The sequence below is a fragment of the Streptomyces sp. CoH27 genome, assembly GCF_020181035.1.
In the GTDB taxonomy this organism is placed as follows: domain Bacteria; phylum Actinomycetota; class Actinomycetes; order Streptomycetales; family Streptomycetaceae; genus Streptomyces; species Streptomyces camelliae.
The window spans coordinates 1-15,949 of record NZ_JAIQYY010000011.1 but is presented as its reverse complement, the minus strand read 5'-3'; the positions used below and the strand labels follow the sequence as shown (position 1 = coordinate 15,949).

At 70.6% G+C, this 15,949-nt stretch carries 15 protein-coding genes; 10 read left to right on the top strand and 5 right to left on the bottom strand.

The window, feature by feature from the left end; translation table 11 throughout:
- Positions 1-44 precede the first annotated feature (44 nt).
- From LE548_RS19375 to LE548_RS19360, 4 genes are read right to left on the bottom strand one after another with little or no spacing between them, the layout of a single operon-like run.
- On the bottom strand, positions 45-671 hold the full coding sequence (locus tag LE548_RS19375; RefSeq protein WP_225098153.1) for a response regulator transcription factor: 627 nt from the start codon (positions 669-671) through the stop codon (positions 45-47).
- A complete protein-coding gene (locus LE548_RS19370; RefSeq protein ID WP_225098152.1) occupies positions 668-1,909 on the bottom strand; it encodes a sensor histidine kinase in 1,242 nt (413 codons plus the stop codon). Before LE548_RS19370 ends, LE548_RS19375 begins: the two co-directional genes overlap by 4 nt.
- Positions 1,867-2,712 carry an ABC transporter permease gene (locus tag LE548_RS19365; RefSeq protein ID WP_225098151.1) on the bottom strand — a complete coding sequence of 282 codons (846 nt, stop codon included), beginning with the start codon at positions 2,710-2,712 and terminating at the stop codon, positions 1,867-1,869. The genes LE548_RS19370 and LE548_RS19365 overlap by 43 nt, the downstream gene beginning before the upstream one ends.
- Positions 2,709-3,575, bottom strand: a complete 867-nt coding sequence (locus LE548_RS19360; RefSeq protein WP_225098150.1) for an ABC transporter ATP-binding protein — start codon at positions 3,573-3,575, stop codon at positions 2,709-2,711. Before LE548_RS19360 ends, LE548_RS19365 begins: the two co-directional genes overlap by 4 nt.
- Before the next feature lie 144 nt (positions 3,576-3,719).
- Between LE548_RS19360 and LE548_RS19355 the strand changes: the two genes are divergently transcribed.
- The 3 genes from LE548_RS19355 to rpsD all read left to right on the top strand — a co-directional run bounded on the left by LE548_RS19355 (position 3,720) and on the right by rpsD (position 6,699).
- Complete coding sequence (locus tag LE548_RS19355) at positions 3,720-4,376, top strand: vitamin K epoxide reductase family protein (protein WP_225098149.1); 657 nt, start codon at positions 3,720-3,722, stop codon at positions 4,374-4,376.
- A gap of 45 nt (positions 4,377-4,421) precedes the next feature.
- The gene (locus LE548_RS19350) at positions 4,422-5,777 is read left to right on the top strand and encodes a replication-associated recombination protein A (protein WP_225098148.1); all 1,356 of its coding nucleotides are present in this window, start codon (positions 4,422-4,424) and stop codon (positions 5,775-5,777) included.
- Positions 5,778-6,084: 307 nt separating this feature from the next.
- A complete protein-coding gene (gene rpsD / locus LE548_RS19345; RefSeq protein ID WP_030343860.1) occupies positions 6,085-6,699 on the top strand; it encodes a 30S ribosomal protein S4 in 615 nt (204 codons plus the stop codon).
- Between the two features lie 24 nt (positions 6,700-6,723).
- Here rpsD and LE548_RS19340 read toward each other — a convergent pair whose 3' ends face one another.
- Entirely contained in the window at positions 6,724-8,940 is a 2,217-nt protein-coding gene (locus LE548_RS19340) for a regulator (protein ID WP_225098147.1), read from the bottom strand.
- Positions 8,941-9,092: 152 nt separating this feature from the next.
- Here LE548_RS19340 and LE548_RS19335 point away from each other — a divergent pair, with 152 nt between their 5' ends.
- The 7 genes from LE548_RS19335 to LE548_RS46540 form a co-directional block, all read left to right on the top strand.
- Positions 9,093-9,527: a DUF948 domain-containing protein gene (locus LE548_RS19335; protein ID WP_225098146.1), complete on the top strand. Its 435-nt coding sequence runs from the start codon at positions 9,093-9,095 to the stop codon at positions 9,525-9,527.
- A gap of 16 nt (positions 9,528-9,543) precedes the next feature.
- Positions 9,544-9,918 carry a hypothetical protein gene (locus LE548_RS19330; protein WP_225098145.1) on the top strand — a complete coding sequence of 125 codons (375 nt, stop codon included), beginning with the start codon at positions 9,544-9,546 and terminating at the stop codon, positions 9,916-9,918.
- Complete coding sequence (gene alaS / locus LE548_RS19325) at positions 9,918-12,590, top strand: alanine--tRNA ligase (protein WP_225098144.1); 2,673 nt, start codon at positions 9,918-9,920, stop codon at positions 12,588-12,590. Before LE548_RS19330 ends, alaS begins: the two co-directional genes overlap by 1 nt.
- Positions 12,591-12,615: 25 nt before the next feature.
- Positions 12,616-13,080, top strand: a complete 465-nt coding sequence (ruvX, locus tag LE548_RS19320; protein ID WP_225098143.1) for a Holliday junction resolvase RuvX — start codon at positions 12,616-12,618, stop codon at positions 13,078-13,080.
- 126 nt (positions 13,081-13,206) lie between these two features.
- A complete protein-coding gene (gene mltG, locus LE548_RS19315) occupies positions 13,207-14,883 on the top strand; it encodes an endolytic transglycosylase MltG (protein ID WP_225098142.1) in 1,677 nt (558 codons plus the stop codon).
- Positions 14,864-15,703, top strand: coding sequence for a shikimate dehydrogenase (locus LE548_RS19310; protein WP_225098141.1), 840 nt, complete (start codon positions 14,864-14,866; stop codon positions 15,701-15,703). Before mltG ends, LE548_RS19310 begins: the two co-directional genes overlap by 20 nt.
- A 164-nt stretch (positions 15,704-15,867) precedes the next feature.
- Positions 15,868-15,949 (top strand): chorismate synthase (locus tag LE548_RS46540; protein WP_225098434.1); only part of this gene is annotated, 82 nt, incomplete at its 3' end.

The window sequence follows — 15,949 nt, the reverse complement described above, 5'->3', positions numbered from 1 at the left end:
GGTCTCCGAGGAGAAGGGCGCCGGAGACGACTCCGGCGCCCTTCTCACTGCTCCAGCAGCCCGTACCGCATGGCACTCGTGACCGCCGCCGTCCGGTCGTCCACGCCCAGCTTGCCGAAGATCCGCAGCAGATGGGTCTTCACCGTCGACTCCCCGATGAACAGCCGGCGGCCGATCTCCGCGTTCGTGCAGCCGTCGGCCACCAGGCGCAGGACGGCCGTCTCGCGTTCCGAGAGCCGGGGGCGTTCCGGTTTCGTGCGCAGCTGGTCGACCAGACGGGCCGCCACCGAGGGGGCCAGGACCGTCTCGCCGCGCGCGGCGGCCCGTACCGCGTCGGCCAACTCGCGGCGGGGGAGGTCCTTCAGGAGGTAGCCCGCCGCCCCCGCCTCCACGGCTCGCAGGATGTCCCGGTCCGTCTCGTACGTCGTCAGGACGATCACCCGGCACGGCAGCCCCGCGGCGGTCATCCGGACGATCGAGTCGACGCCGGAGCCGCCCGGCATCCGCAGGTCCATCAGCACGATGTCCGGGCGCAGTTCCGCCGCCAGCGCCTCCGCCCGCGGTCCGCTCGCCGCGTCGCCGACCACCTCCAGGTCCGGCTCGGCACTGAGCATGGCGCGCAGCCCCTCCCGTACGACGGGATGGTCGTCGGCCAGGACGATCCGGATCACGGTCGCTCACTCCCCATGGCGGTCGGCACAGGCAGGCGTACGGTCACCGTCGTACCGTCGCCCGGTGCGCTGTGGACGGTAGCCGTGCCACCCACCTCGGCGGCGCGGGCGCGCAGCCCGGCAAGACCGTAACCGGTCGAGACGGCGGCGGGGTCGAAGCCGCAGCCGTCGTCGTGGACGGACAGCGACAGCGTGGCGTCGGCATAGTCGAGACGGACCTCGATCCGCGGTGAACTCCCGGCGTGCTTACGGGCGTTGGTCAACGCCTCCTGGCAGGCGCGCAGCGCCACCACCTCCACGCCGGCCGCGAGCGTGCGCACCGGGCCGGTGACGTCGAGTGCCGCCTCGTGCCGGGTGGTCAGGCGCCGCAGCGCGTCCGGGAGGCTGGCGCCCGCCAGGTCGGCGGGCGCGCCGCCGGCGACCAGCGCGCGGGCCTCGGTGAGGTTGCGGCGGGCGGTGTCCTCCATGAGGGCCAGATGGCGGCGGGCCTGTGCGGGGTCGGAGTCGAGTTCCGCGTCCACGGCCTGCACCAGCATCAGCAGGCTCGTGAAGCCCTGTGCGAGGGTGTCGTGGATCTCCCGGGCGAGCCGCTCGCGTTCGGCGAGCGCGCCGTGGGCGGCGGACAGGCGCGAGATCTCATGCCGGCTGTCGTCCAACTCGGCGATCAGCTCGGCCCGTTCCCAGCTCTGCTCGATGATCCGGATGATCCAGCCGCCGATCACCAGGGAGAACATCAGGCCGACCACGGCGAACAGCGCGTTGGCGAAGAGATCCTCGGTGGCAGGCCGCCACAGCAGCGCCCAGCCCGCGAGCGGGAACAGGTTGACCACGGTGACCGTGACCAGCGCACCCCGTGTGCGCAGGGTCATGAAGCACTGGGGGATCAGGGCGAAGGACAGCAACCGGGTCTCGCCGGCCAGCACCCCCGACGGCAGGAACAGCGCCAACGCGCCGACCAGGTAGTACAGGGCGCGGCGCTCGTCCGGCGGGTTCTGGCCCAGCAGCGGGCGGCCCACCAGCAGGTACCAGGGGACGAGCGGTACGAGCAGGCCGGCCGCCACGGCCCGGACCGGCCACACCGGGTGCTCCGTGCCCAGCAGAGCGGCGAGCGTGGCCGCCCAGGCCAGCGCGAAGTACGCATCCCAGATCCGGATCGACCGGTCCCAGGCATGGACGCCCCGGGCCCGGTCGCCGCTCACCCGTCGCGCCGGTTCTTCCACCTGAAGGTCAGCAAGCACAGCGCCAATCCTCCGACGCACCAGGCGGCCAGCACCAGCGCGATCCGCCCGAACTCCCAACTGCCCGCCTGCTCCAGCACCTTGGCGGAGTCCGGCAGGAACACGCCCCGCAGCCCCTGGCACATCCACTTCAGCGGGAACAGTGCGCCGACGTCGAGCATCCAGCCGGGGATGGTGTCGACGGCGATGTAGACCCCGGAGACGAACTGGAGGACCAGAAAGGGCAGGACGACGACCGAGCTGGCGCTCTTCGCGGACTTGGGTACGGAGCTGATGGCGATGCCGAGCAGCGCGCACGCGGTCAGCCCGAGCACGAAGACCCACGCGAAGTCGAACCAGCGGCCTGCGTCGGTGGGCAGGCGGACGCCGTAGAACGTGGTGCCGACGGCCAGCAGGATCGCGGTCTCCAGGGCGGCGGTGAACAGAACCAGCCAGATCTTGCCCAGGAAATAGGCCGCGGGCGGCATCGGGGTGCCCCGCAGCCGCCGCAGCACCTTCTCGTCCCGCTCGACGGCGATGGAGATGCCGAGCGACTGGAAGCTCGTCGACATGATCCCGGAGGCCGTCATCGCGGGCACGTACAGCTGGGCGGCGGTGATCCCGGCGCCCCGGACCTGCCCGTGGAAGATCGACGCGAACAGGAACAGGAACATCACCGGGAAGGAGAAGGTGAACACCACCTGTTCGCGCAGCCGGAAGAACTGCCTGATCTCCAGGCCGCCCCGCAGCAGACCGATGCGCCAGGCGCCGGGCAGGGATCCGGCGGACGCGCGGGCGGTGGCACGTACGGCGGTCGTGGTCATCGCACGGCCTCCTGTCCGGTCAGCCGTAGGTAGACGTCCTCCAGGGTGGGGCGGGTCACGGTCAGCCCGGGGATCTCGCCGTCGAAGCGGCGCATGAGGCCGGCGACCGCGCGGGTCGGCGTGCCGGTGTGCTCCGTGCGCGGGGAGCCGTCGGGCCCGGTCCAGGTGACTACGGCCTCACCCCCGTACCGGCGGCGCAGCGCGTCGGGCGTGCCCTCGGCGACGACCCGGCCTTCGGCCACGACGGCGAGGCGGTCCGCGAGGGTCTCGGCCTCCTCCAGGTAGTGCGTGGTGAGCAGGATCGTCGTGCCCTCGTCGGCGAGCAGCCGGATCAGGTCCCAGAACCGGCGCCGGGCGGCCGGGTCGAAGCCGGTGGTCGGTTCGTCCAGGAGCAGCAGCTCCGGGCCGCCGATCACGCCGAGGGCCACGTCCAGGCGGCGCCGCCGGCCACCGGAGAGCGACTTGATCCGGCGGTCCGCCTGCGCCTCCAGGCCGACCAGGTGGAGGACCTCCTCCGGGTCGCGCGGACGCGGGTAGTAGCGGGCGAAGTGCCGTACCGTCTCGCGGACCGTCAACTCGGCGGGTGTCGATTCGTCCTGCCAGACGATTCCCACCCGAGATCTCCACGCGCGCGTGCCCGTCGCCGGATCCGTCCCGAGGACGGACACCTCGCCCGCGTCCCGGGACCGGTTGCCCTGGAGGATCTCCACCGTGGTGCTCTTGCCCGCGCCATTGGGTCCGAGCAGGCCGAACACCTCGCCGCGCCGGATGGTGAGATCGAGGCCGTCGAGCGCGCGCACGCCCCCGTACCGCTTGCGCAGCCCCCGCACGTCCACCGCGCATTCGTTCGCGTGTGCTGTCATGACCCCGAGCTTCGGCCGGAACCGAACGGTCCGTGACCACCGTGCGTACTTCCTTATGTCCTCCGAACGGTGGACACACAAGTCCGTGCGGCACAATGACCCGTGCCCGAAGATGGTCCAACTCTTGAGCGACGGAATCGGCGGATGAGCAAGACGACAGTCACAGACGTCTCGACGGAGCCCGGGCCCGAGCGTGCCGCCGACGCACCCCGCACGGTGGGCGGCAGCCGCGCCTTCGCCCTGCTGCTGGTGATCACCGGCGCGGCCGGACTGCTCGCGGCCTGGGTCATCACGATCGACAAGTTCAAGATCCTTGAGGCCAAGGTCGCGGGCAAGACCTTCACGCCCAGCTGCAGCGTGAACCCCGTGGTGTCCTGCGGCAGCGTCATGGAGAGCAAGCAGGCCGCCGCCTTCGGCTTCCCGAACCCGATGCTCGGCCTGGTCTGCTACGGCATCGTCATCTGCGTCGGCATGAGCCTGCTGTGCCGCGCCCGCTTCCCGCGCTGGTACTGGCTGACCTTCAACTTCGGCACGCTCTTCGGCGTCTGCTTCGTCACCTGGCTGCAGTTCCAGTCCCTGTACCGGATCAACGCGCTGTGCCTGTGGTGCTCGCTGGCCTGGGTCGCCACGATCACCATGTTCTGGTACGTGACCTCGTTCAACGTCCGCAACGACTTCCTGCCGGCCCCGCGCTGGCTGAAGTCCTTCTTCTCCGAGTTCACCTGGGTCGTCCCGGTCACCCACTGCGGCATCATCGCCATGCTGATCCTGACCCGCTGGGGCAGCCAGCTCTGGGCCTGACCCGGGGGACACGGCATTGTCAGTGCCGTGTCTTAGGGTTTCAGCGTGGAACCCGACCTCTTCACCGCAGCGGCGGAAGAACGCCAGGAGAAGGACCCGGCAGGCAGCCCCCTGGCGGTGCGGATGCGCCCGCGCACCCTCGACGAGGTCGTGGGCCAGCAGCATCTGCTGAAGCCCGGCTCCCCGCTGCGCCGGCTGGTCGGCGAGGGCTCCGGCGGCCCCGCCGGACCGTCCTCGGTGATCCTGTGGGGCCCGCCCGGCACCGGCAAGACGACGCTCGCGTACGTCGTCTCCAAGGCGACGAACAAGCGGTTCGTGGAGCTCTCCGCGATCACGGCCGGCGTCAAGGAGGTCCGCGCGGTCATCGACGGCGCCCGCCGCGCCACCGGCGGCTACGGCAAGGAGACCGTCCTCTTCCTGGACGAGATCCACCGCTTCAGCAAGGCCCAGCAGGACTCCCTGCTCCCGGCCGTCGAGAACCGCTGGGTGACCCTGATCGCGGCCACGACGGAGAACCCGTACTTCTCGGTGATCTCCCCGCTGCTCTCCCGCTCCCTCCTGCTCACCCTCGAACCGCTCACCGACGACGACATCCGGGGCCTGCTGAAGCGCGCCCTGAGCGACGAGCGCGGCCTCAAGGACGCCGTCGGCCTGCCCGACGACACCGCCGAGCATCTGCTGCGCATCGCCGGCGGCGACGCCCGCCGCGCTCTGACCGCCCTGGAGGCCGCCGCCGGCGCCGCCCTGGACCAGGGCGAGCGCGAGATCAGCCTGCAGACCCTGGAGCAGACGGTCGACCGGGCCGCGGTGAAGTACGACCGCGACGGCGACCAGCACTACGACGTCGCCAGCGCCCTCATCAAGTCCATCCGCGGCTCCGACGTCGACGCCGCCCTGCACTACCTGGCCCGCATGATCGAAGCCGGCGAGGACCCCCGCTTCATCGCCCGGCGCCTGATGATCTCCGCGAGCGAGGACATCGGTCTGGCCGACCCGAACGCGCTGCCGATCGCGGTCGCGGCCGCGCAGGCTGTCGCCATGATCGGCTTCCCCGAGGCCGCCCTCACCCTCAGCCACGCCACCATCGCCCTCGCGCTCGCCCCCAAGTCCAACGCCGCGACCACCGCGATCGGCGCCGCGCTGGAGGACGTACGCAAGGGCCTGGCCGGCCCGGTCCCGCCGCATCTGCGCGACGGGCACTACAAGGGCGCGGCCAAGCTCGGCCATGCCCAGGGGTACGTCTACCCGCACGACCTGCCCGAGGGCATCGCCGAGCAGCAGTACGCCCCGGACGCACTGAAGGACCGCGAGTACTACACCCCGACCCGGCACGGCACCGAGGCCAGATACGCCGACGCGGTCGAGTGGACCAGGAAACACCTCGGTCGCAGGCGCTCCTGAGCACCCTGTAGACTGCTCCGAAGTGCTGAGTCCTGCGCTGTCAGAGCGGGACAACCAGCCGGAGAACCGGTCTCCCGCGGACCGGCTCCAGGAGCGTCGCGCACCGTCGATCGGTGTCGCGGGCAGCCCACCACCACCCGGAGCTCCGGGAACGGCCGGTGGGCCACTCGCGTGCTGCACGTATGTGCCCAGACCAGGGAAGCGGCTGCCCGGCAGGTCCTCATCGAGGGCCCGGCGGGTTTTCCCGGCTGCGGATGCGACCTCCCTCAACCCTGACGAGCCGAACACTACGAAAGAGATTGAGACAGTGGCGAACCAGTCCCGTCCCAAGGTCAAGAAGTCGCGTGCCCTCGGTATCGCGCTGACCCCGAAGGCCGTCAAGTACTTCGAGGCCCGCCCCTACCCGCCGGGTGAGCACGGCCGTGGCCGCAAGCAGAACTCGGACTACAAGGTCCGTCTGCTGGAGAAGCAGCGTCTGCGCGCGCAGTACGACATCTCCGAGCGCCAGCTGGTCCGCGCCTACGAGCGCGCGTCCAAGGTTCAGGGCAAGACCGGTGAGGCCCTGATCGTGGAGCTGGAGCGCCGTCTCGACGCCCTGGTCCTGCGTTCGGGTATCGCCCGCACCATCTACCAGGCCCGCCAGATGGTCGTCCACGGCCACATCCAGGTCAACGGCCAGAAGGTCGACAAGCCGTCCTTCCGTGTCCGCCCGGACGACGTCGTGCAGGTCCGCGACCGCTCCAAGGAGAAGACGCTCTTCACGATCGCCCGTGAGGGTGGCTTCGCCCCCGACGGTGAGACCCCGCGCTACCTGCAGGTGAACCTCAAGGCCCTGGCGTTCCGCCTGGACCGCGAGCCGAACCGCAAGGAGATCCCGGTGATCTGCGACGAGCAGCTCGTCGTCGAGTACTACGCCCGCTGATCCCAGCCCCGGCGCAGCACCACCTCAGCCCGCCGTCTCCTCGCCCGGTCCTGCCGGGCGGGCGAGGCGGCGGGTTCGTGTTTCCGGCCGGTTCGGGCGCTGCGGGCCGGTGGGAGCTGGTCGCGCCCCATGGCGGAGCCGCACGTCGACACGGTCCCGTGCCCCTTCGGGGCGCGTCACCCCGCCCTGCCCCAGTGCACGGGCCACGGCTCCGGCCCGGTCCAGCCGGCTCCCTTCCCGTACGCACTCCTCGTACCGCGCGTCCCCGAGCGTTTGCCGGGCCAGCGCCTCGCAGCGTTCGTGCGGGGCGTTGTAGTACGCCGAGCCGAACAGCGGCAGCCCCACCGAGGGCCACAGCCGGGCCGCCGCGCCCTGGAGCAGCGCCGCCTCGGCCGGATCGCCCTCGGTCGCCGTGACCAGCGCCAGCAGTTCCAGCGTCAGCACCTCGGCGAGCAGATCGCGGAAGGCGTGCGCGTGGCCCAGGCAGTCGGCCAGCAGCTCACGCGCGCGGGCGGGCTCGCCGTCCAGCCAGGCCGCGTACGCCAGCACATACAGCGCGTACGACCGAGCCCAGCGCTCCCCGTGGTCCTCGCACACCCGCCGTACGTCCTCGCACAGCCGTACCGCGTCCGGCAGATCGCCTTGGAACGCCCGTGTCATCGCCAGTTCCACCTGGCCCATCAGGACGTTGCTGTTCAGCTCGCCGATCTCCTGATAGCGCTCCAGCGCCGAGCGCAGCAGCGTTTCTGCGCGCGCCATGTCATCGCTGACCAGGGCCAGACAGCCGGTACGGTGCTCCGCGTACGCCACCGCCGTCGCGTCCGCGATCCGCTCCGCCTGCTCCCGGCACTCCCGCAGCACCGCGAGCGCCGGCACGGTGTCGCCCTGCAGGATCGCCACATAGCCGAGCACCCACAGCGCCTTCAGCCGGGACTGCTCGTACTCCGAGTCCAGCTCCACGCTGCGCTCCAGCCAGCGCCGCCCCTCCGCGAGCCGCCCGCACCCGACCCAGCAGAACCACAGCGAACCGGCCAGGAACTGGCCGAGATGTGCCTCGTCCGGCTCGGTCAGACAGAACTCCAGCGCGGCCCGCAGATTCGGCAGCTCGGCCTCGACCCGCTCGGCGATCTCCCGCTGCCGGGGCGAGAACCAGTCCAGCTCGCACCAGGTCGCCAGGCCCAGATACCAGTCCCGGTGCCGTCTGCGCAGCCGGCCCGCGTCCCCGGCCGCCGCCAGCCACTCGGCGCCGTAGGCCCGGACGGTGTCCAGCATCCGGTACCGGGGGCCGGCCGGGGTGTCCTCGCGGGTGACGACCGACTGGGCCAGCAGCTGTGACAGCACGTCGAGGACGTCCTCGGCGGGCAGCCCGGCCCCGCTGCACACGTACTCGGCCGCCTCCAGGTCGAAGGTCTGCGCGAACACCGACAGCCGCGCCCACAGCAGCCGTTCGGCGGGCGTGCACAGCTCGTGGCTCCAGCCGATCGCCGTGCGCAGCGTCTGATGACGGGACGGGGGTCCCCCAGGGACAGATCGCGGCCCGGCGCCCGTGGTCAGCAGCCGGAACCGGTCGTCCAGCCGCTGCAGCAGCTGCCCGGGGGACAGTGCCCGCAGCCGCCCGGCCGCCAGCTCCACCGCGAGCGGGATGCCCTCCAGCCGCCGGCACAGCTCGCGCACCTCGGGGCCGTCGGACACCGTCAGCCCCTGCTCCCGGGCCCGGTCCGTGAACAGCTCCACCGCCGCGTCCTCGCCGAGCGGCGCCAGCGGGAACAGCCGCTCGCCCGCCAGCCCCAGCGGCCGCCGGCCCGCGGCCAGCACGCTCAGCTCCGGCAGCTTGCGCAGCAGCTCCGCCGTCAGCTCGGCACAGGCCTCCACCAGATGCTCGAACCCGTCCAGCACGAGCAGCACCGGGCGCCCGGCGAGATGCTCCAGCAGCGACTGACGGGGCAGCCGGGCGGTGTGGTCGGTCAGGCCCAGCGCCTCGGCCACCGCGTACTCCACGAACTGCGGATCGCGCACCGGGGCCAGCTCGACCCGCCCGCACGACCCCGGCTCCCACCCGGCGGCGGCCCGCGCGGCCAGCCGGGACTTGCCGACACCGCCGACCCCGGTCACGGTCACCAGCCGTGCCCCGCCGAGCGTCGACGCCAGCGCGGCGAGTTCGGCCGAGCGCCCGACGAAAGTGGTCAGTTCCAGGGGCGGATCACCGTGAGGAAAGGGGCCTGGGCGCTGAGGACCTCGCATGGGACACGGAGCGTACTGAAGTGTGTTCACTGCGTACAATCACTTCCCGCAACTCCGTCCCCGCCGCCGGGTAATCCGGTACGGAGCCCGGGCCACGGCGCGATAGGCTCGGACTCGACTTTTTCGATGGTGAGGCACGTTTCAGGGAGCGGGTGCGCACAGTGTCCGGTGGAGAGGTGGCCGGGATCCTGGTGGCCGTCTTCTGGGCGATCCTGGTCTCCTTCCTCGCGGTGGCACTCGTGAGGCTGGCCCAGACGCTCAAGGCGACCACCAAGCTCGTCGCGGACGTGACCGACCAGGCCGTCCCGCTGCTCGCCGACGCCTCCCAGGCGGTGCGTTCCGCGCAGACCCAGATCGACCGCGTCGACGCCATCGCCTCCGACGTCCAGGAGGTCACGTCGAACGCCTCCGCGCTGTCGACGACCGTCGCCTCCACGTTCGGCGGCCCGCTGGTCAAGGTCGCGGCCTTCGGCTACGGGGTGCGCCGGGCGCTGGGCGGCCGCAAGGAGGACGTGCCTGCCAAGGCGCCCCGGCGTACGGTGATCGTGGGCCGCACGGTCCCCGCCGCGCGACGCAAGCGGAAGTAAGGACTGAGACCGAGCGATGTTCCGCCGTACGTTCTGGTTCACCACAGGCGTTGCCGCCGGTGTGTGGGCCACCACCAAGGTCAACCGCAAGCTGAAGCAGCTGACCCCCGAGAGCCTCGCCGCCACCGCGGCGAACAAGGCTCTGGAGACCGGTCAGCGGCTGAAGGACCGCGCGGTGGGCTTCGCGCTCGACGTCCGCGACAACATGGCGGTGCGGGAGGCCGAGCTGGAGGAGGCCCTCGGGATCCACGAGGACCCCGAACTCCCCGCACCCCGGCGGTTCGCCGCCATCGAGACGAACCGCAGCAGCAACCTGAGCACACCGAAGTACATCGAAACGTCGATGTCTTCGCAGGCGAAGTACTCGTACAACCGGAATGAGGACCACTGATGGAGTCGGCTGAGATCCGCCGCCGCTGGCTGAGCTTCTTCGAGGAGCGCGGGCACACCGTCGTCCCTTCGGCGTCGCTCATCGCGGACGACCCGACTCTGCTCCTCGTCCCCGCCGGCATGGTGCCCTTCAAGCCCTACTTCCTGGGCGAGGTCAAGCCGCCGTTCCCGCGCGCCACCAGCGTGCAGAAGTGCGTGCGCACGCCGGACATCGAAGAGGTCGGCAAGACCACGCGCCACGGCACGTTCTTCCAGATGTGCGGCAACTTCTCCTTCGGTGACTACTTCAAGGAAGGCGCCATCAAGCACGCCTGGGAGCTGCTCACCACGCCCCAGGACAAGGGCGGTTACGGCCTCGACCCCGAGCGCCTGTGGATCACCGTCTACAAGGACGACGACGAGGCCGAGCGCATCTGGCACGAGGTCGTCGGCGTGCCCATGGAGCGCATCCAGCGCCTCGGCATGAAGGACAACTTCTGGTCCATGGGCGTCCCGGGCCCGTGCGGCCCCTGCTCCGAGATCAACTACGACCGCGGCCCCGAGTTCGGCGTCGAGGGCGGCCCCGCCGTCAACGACGAGCGGTACGTGGAGATCTGGAACCTCGTCTTCATGCAGTACGAGCGAGGCGAGGGCATCGGCAAGGACAACTTCGAGATCCTCGGGGACCTGCCGAGCAAGAACATCGACACCGGCCTCGGTATGGAGCGCCTCGCCATGATTCTGCAGGGCGTGCAGAACATGTACGAGATCGACACCTCCATGGCCGTCATCGACAAGGCCACCGAGCTGACCGGCGTGGCCTACGGCGAATCCCACGACTCGGACGTCTCCCTGCGCGTGGTCACCGACCACATGCGTACGTCGGTGATGCTCATCGGTGACGGCGTCACGCCGGGCAACGAGGGCCGCGGCTACGTCCTGCGCCGCATCATGCGCCGCGCCATCCGCAACATGCGCCTGCTCGGCGCCACCGGTCCGGTCGTCAAGGACCTGATCGACACCGTGATCCACATGATGGGCCAGCAGTACCCCGAGCTGATCACCGACCGCGAGCGCATCGAGAAGGTCGCCCTCGCCGAGGAGAACGCCTTCCTCAAGACGCTGAAGGCCGGCACCAACATCCTCGACACCGCCGTCACCGAGACCAAGCAGTCCGGTGGCACGGTCCTCTCCGGCGACAAGGCCTTCCTGCTCCACGACACCTGGGGCTTCCCGATCGACCTCACCCTCGAAATGGCCGCCGAGCAGGGGCTGTCCGTGGACGAGGAGGGCTTCCGCCGCCTGATGAAGGAGCAGCGGGAGCGCGCCAAGGCCGACGCCCAGGCCAAGAAGACCGGCCACGCCGGCGCCGGAGCCTACCGGGAGATCGCCGACAAGGTCGGCGAGACCGACTTCATCGGCTACAGCGACACCGAGGGCGAGTCCACGATCGTCGGCATCCTGGTCGACGGCACCTCCTCCCCGGCCGCCACCGAGGGCGACGAGGTCGAGATCGTCCTCGACCGCACCCCGTTCTACGCCGAGGGCGGCGGCCAGATCGGCGACACCGGCCGCATCAAGGTCGACTCCGGTGCCGTCATCGAGGTCCGCGACTGCCAGAAGCCGGTCCCGGGGGTGTACGTCCACAAGGGCGTGGTCCAGGTCGGCGAGGTCACCGTCGGCGCCAAGGCCCACGCCTCGATCGACGCTCGCCGCCGCAAGGCCATCGCCCGCGCCCACTCGGCCACCCACCTGACCCACCAGGCCCTGCGTGACGCCCTCGGCCCGACGGCCGCCCAGGCCGGTTCGGAGAACCAGCCGGGCCGCTTCCGCTTCGACTTCGGTTCGCCGTCCGCCGTGCCGACGGCCGTGATGACCGACGTCGAGCAGAAGATCAACGAGGTGCTCGCCCGTGACCTCGACGTCCGCGCCGACATCATGGGCATCGACGAGGCCAAGAAGCAGGGCGCCATCGCCGAGTTCGGCGAGAAGTACGGCGAGCGCGTCCGCGTGGTGACCATCGGCGACTTCTCCAAGGAGCTGTGCGGCGGCACGCACGTGCACAACACCGCCCAGCTGGGCCTGGTGAAGCTGCTCGGCGAGTCCTCCATCGGCTCCGGTGTCCGCCGTATCGAGGCCCTGGTCGGTGTGGACGCCTACACCTTCCTCGCCCGCGAGCACACGGTCGTCAACCAGCTGACCGAGCTGCTCAAGGGCCGCCCGGAGGAGCTGCCCGAGAAGGTCTCCTCGATGCTCGGCAAGCTGAAGGACGCCGAGAAGGAGATCGAGAAGTTCCGCGCCGAGAAGGTGCTCCAGGCCGCCGCCGGTCTCGCCGAGTCCGCCAAGGACATCAGGGGCATCGCTCTTGTCACCGGCCAGGTCCCGGACGGCACGACGCCGGACGACCTGCGCAAGCTGGTCCTGGACGTGCGCGGCCGCATCCAGGGCGGGCGGGCCGCGGTCGTGGCCCTGTTCACGGTCACGGGCGGCAAGCCGCTGACGGTCATCGCCACCAACGAGGCCGCCCGCGAGCGCGGCCTCAAGGCCGGTGAACTGGTCCGTACCGCCGCCAAGACCCTCGGCGGCGGCGGTGGCGGCAAGCCGGACGTGGCCCAGGGCGGCGGTCAGAACCCGGCCGCCGTCGGCGAGGCCGTGGACGCCGTCGAGCGCCTGGTCGCCGAGACCGCCAAGTAACGGGCACGTAAGGAAACGGTCGGAAATGCGCAGAGGACGTCGCCTCGCGATCGACGTGGGGGACGCCCGGATCGGGGTCGCCTCGTGCGACCCCGACGGGATCCTCGCCACCCCGGTGGAGACGGTCCCCGGCCGGGACATCCCCGCCGCCCACCGCCGGCTCAGGCAGCTGGTGGAGGAGTACGAACCGATCGAGGTCGTCGTCGGACTCCCTCGCTCCCTCAAGGGGGGCGAGGGCCCGGCCGCGGTCAAGGTCCGCGCCTTCGCCCAGGAGCTGGCCAAGGGCATCAAGCCGGTGCCGGTCCGCCTGGTGGACGAGCGGATGACGACCGTGACGGCCACTCAGGGACTCCGGGCATCGGGGGTGAAGTCGAAGAAGGGCCGCTCGGTCATCGACCAGGCCGCCGCCGTCGTCATCCTGCAACAGGCCCTCGAATCCGAACGAGTGTCAGGTAAAGCACCCGGCGAGGGCGTCGAAGTGGTCATCTGATCGCGATACGGTAACGTTCCGCACTATGTGCCGGTGTTCGAACAGCCGGCACATAGCAAGAGGAGGCGGAACGGAAGCGGGCCCACCGGTCGCGTGACCGGTCGGCCTCGCGGCTCTAGGGGATCGATGACTGAGTATGGCCGGGGCCAGGGCTCCGAACCGTGGCATCCGCAGGACCCGTTGTACGGGGACGGCGGATGGGAAGGGCAGCAGGCGCACGTCGGCCGGCAGCCCGGCTACGGCGGCCAGCCGCAGCACTACCCGCAGCAGCCGCAGTACGGTAACTGGGGCCAGGAGCAGCAGCCCGGGTACGGCCACGAGCAGTACCCCTCCTACGACGGTCAGGGGCACCCGCACTACGCCGGTCACCCCCAGCAGCAGTACGAGTACCAGCAGCACGGCGGCTGGGACGCGACCGGCACCCATGGCCAGGTGCCGTACGCGGCTGACCCCGGCGACCCCTACGGTCAGCAGCCCGTCGCCTACGGCGGGGAGCAGCCCGACTTCTACGGCACCGAGGACGCCTACCCGCCACCGGTGCCGCCCGGTCGCAGGCGCCCGGAGCCGGAGCCGGAACCGGAGATCGAGCCCGAGGAAGAGGAGCAGCACCCCTTCTTCACGGGCGGCGGCGACGATGATGACGACGACGAGGAGCACGAGCTCGCGGGTCGGCGCGACCGGCGCGGCAAGGGAAAGAAACCCGCCAAGGGCAAGAAGCGGCGGACCGGCTGCGCCTGCATGGTGGTCGTCCTGGTCTTCGGCGGCGGCCTCGGCGCGGTCGGCTACTTCGGCTACAAGTTCTACCAGAACCGTTTCGCCCCGGCCCCTGACTACAAGGGCGACGGCACCAACGAGACGGTGACCGTCGAGATCCCCAAGGGCGCGGGCGGCTGGGACATCGGCAACCGTCTGAAGGAGGCCGGCGTCGTCAAGAGCGCCGAGGCCTTCGTGCACGCGCAGAACGACATAAAGGGCGGCAACAGCATCCAGGCCGGCGCATACCTCCTGAAGAAGGAGATGTCCGCCGCCAGCGCCGTGAAAATGATGCTGGACCCGAAGAGCCAGAACAATGTCGTGGTGACCCCGGGCGAACGCAATGCGGGCGTCTACGAAGCGATCGACAGGAAACTCGAACTCGCCGCCGGCACCACCAAGAAGGCCGCCCAGCAGGAATACAAGCAACTCGGTCTGCCGGCCTGGGCGCTGAACACGCAGTACGCGTCCGACATCAAGGACCCGCTGGAGGGCTTCTTCTTCCCGGGCACTTATCCGGCCGCCAAGGGCATGAAGCCCGACGCGATCCTGAAGCAGATGGTCGCGCAGGCCACGTCCAAGTACGACGCCTACGGCCTCTCCGCGAAGGCGCAGGACCTGGGCTTGAACAACCCGTTCGAGCTCGTCACCGTCGCGAGCCTGGTGCAGGCGGAGGGCAAGACGCACGACGACTTCCGCAAGATGGCGGAGGTGGTCTACAACCGTCTCAAGCCCACCAACCACGAGACGAACCAGCTGCTCCAGTTCGACTCGACGTACAACTACCTCAAGGGCACCAGCAACATCCACATCTCCGAGAAGGAGATCAACAGCAACCGCAACCCGTACAACACGTACACCCACAAGGGCCTGCCGCCCGGTCCGATCGGAAACCCCGGCGAGGACGCGATCATGGCGGCACTGAATCCGACCCACGACGGCTGGATCTATTTCGTGGCGACCGACGGTCAGAACAACACCGAATTCGCCAAGACCTACGCCGAATTCCAGCAGCTCAAGGAAAAATTCAATGCCTCATCGGGCAACTGACGCCCGCCGGGCGGCCGTCCTCGGCAAGCCCATCGCCCACTCCCTCTCCCCGGTGCTGCACCGGGCGGCGTACGACGAACTCGGGCTCACCGACTGGTCGTACGAGCGCTTCGAGGTCGACGAGGCCGGACTGCCCGGCTTCTTCGAGAGGCTCGGGCCGGAGTGGGCGGGGCTTTCCCTGACCATGCCGCTCAAGCGGGCGGTCATCCCGCTGCTGGACGAGATCAGCGACACCGCCGCATCCGTCGACGCGGTCAACACCGTCGTCTTCACCGAGGACGGCCGCCGCCTCGGCGACAACACCGACATCCCGGGCATGGTGGCCGCCCTGCGCGAGCACGGCATCGAGCAGGTCGGCTCCGCCGCGATCCTCGGCGCCGGCGCCACCGCCTCCTCCGCCCTCGCCGCCCTCGCCCGGATCTGCACCGGCGACATCACCGTCTACGTCCGCAGCGAGGCCCGTGCCGCCGAGATGCGGCAGTGGGGCGAGCGGCTCGACGTGGACGTCCGTACGGCGGACTGGGCCGACGCCGCGCAGGCGCTGCGCGCCCCCCTGGTGATCGCCACCACGCCCGCCGGCACCACCGACGCCCTCGCCGCCGCCGTACCCGAACGCCCCGCGACCCTCTTCGACGTGCTCTACGACCCCTGGCCCACCGAGCTGGCGGCCCGCTGGTCCATGTTCGGCGGTGCCGTGGTCAGCGGCCTCGACCTGCTGGTCCACCAGGCGGTCCTCCAGGTCGAGCAGGTCACCGGGCGTTCCCCGGCCCCTCTGGAGGCCATGCGGCACGCCGGCGAGAAGGCGCTCGCCGCCCGCTGACCGCCCCGCTCGCGTCCGCCTTGTGGACCGGCGACCGGATTCGGCGCCCGGACGTGGGAGGATCAGAGGTGGCGTACCGGGGTCGCGCACCCGGTGACGTCGTCGCCGTACGCGAGGACGCGCGTACGCAGGGCAGTACCGGGCGCGAGCACTGAGGAGCACCGTTGAGCAGGCTGCGTTGGCTGACCGCGGGGGAGTCCCACGGTCCCGCACTTGTCGCGACGCTGGAGGGCCTTCCCGCCGGCG

What these genes read in the sequence shown, in the direction of transcription:
- mltG (WP_225098142.1), top strand. Translation starts at nt 13,207, where the DNA reads ATGACTGAGTATGGCCGGGGCCAGGGCTCCGAACCGTGGCATCCGCAG.
- LE548_RS19340 (WP_225098147.1), bottom strand. Translation starts at nt 8,940, where the DNA reads ATGCGAGGTCCTCAGCGCCCAGGCCCCTTTCCTCACGGTGATCCGCCC.
- LE548_RS19310 (WP_225098141.1), top strand. Translation starts at nt 14,864, where the DNA reads ATGCCTCATCGGGCAACTGACGCCCGCCGGGCGGCCGTCCTCGGCAAG.
- LE548_RS19360 (WP_225098150.1), bottom strand. Translation starts at nt 3,575, where the DNA reads ATGACAGCACACGCGAACGAATGCGCGGTGGACGTGCGGGGGCTGCGC.
- alaS (WP_225098144.1), top strand. Translation starts at nt 9,918, where the DNA reads ATGGAGTCGGCTGAGATCCGCCGCCGCTGGCTGAGCTTCTTCGAGGAG.
- LE548_RS19355 (WP_225098149.1), top strand. Translation starts at nt 3,720, where the DNA reads ATGAGCAAGACGACAGTCACAGACGTCTCGACGGAGCCCGGGCCCGAG.
- LE548_RS19330 (WP_225098145.1), top strand. Translation starts at nt 9,544, where the DNA reads ATGTTCCGCCGTACGTTCTGGTTCACCACAGGCGTTGCCGCCGGTGTG.
- ruvX (WP_225098143.1), top strand. Translation starts at nt 12,616, where the DNA reads ATGCGCAGAGGACGTCGCCTCGCGATCGACGTGGGGGACGCCCGGATC.
- LE548_RS19365 (WP_225098151.1), bottom strand. Translation starts at nt 2,712, where the DNA reads ATGACCACGACCGCCGTACGTGCCACCGCCCGCGCGTCCGCCGGATCC.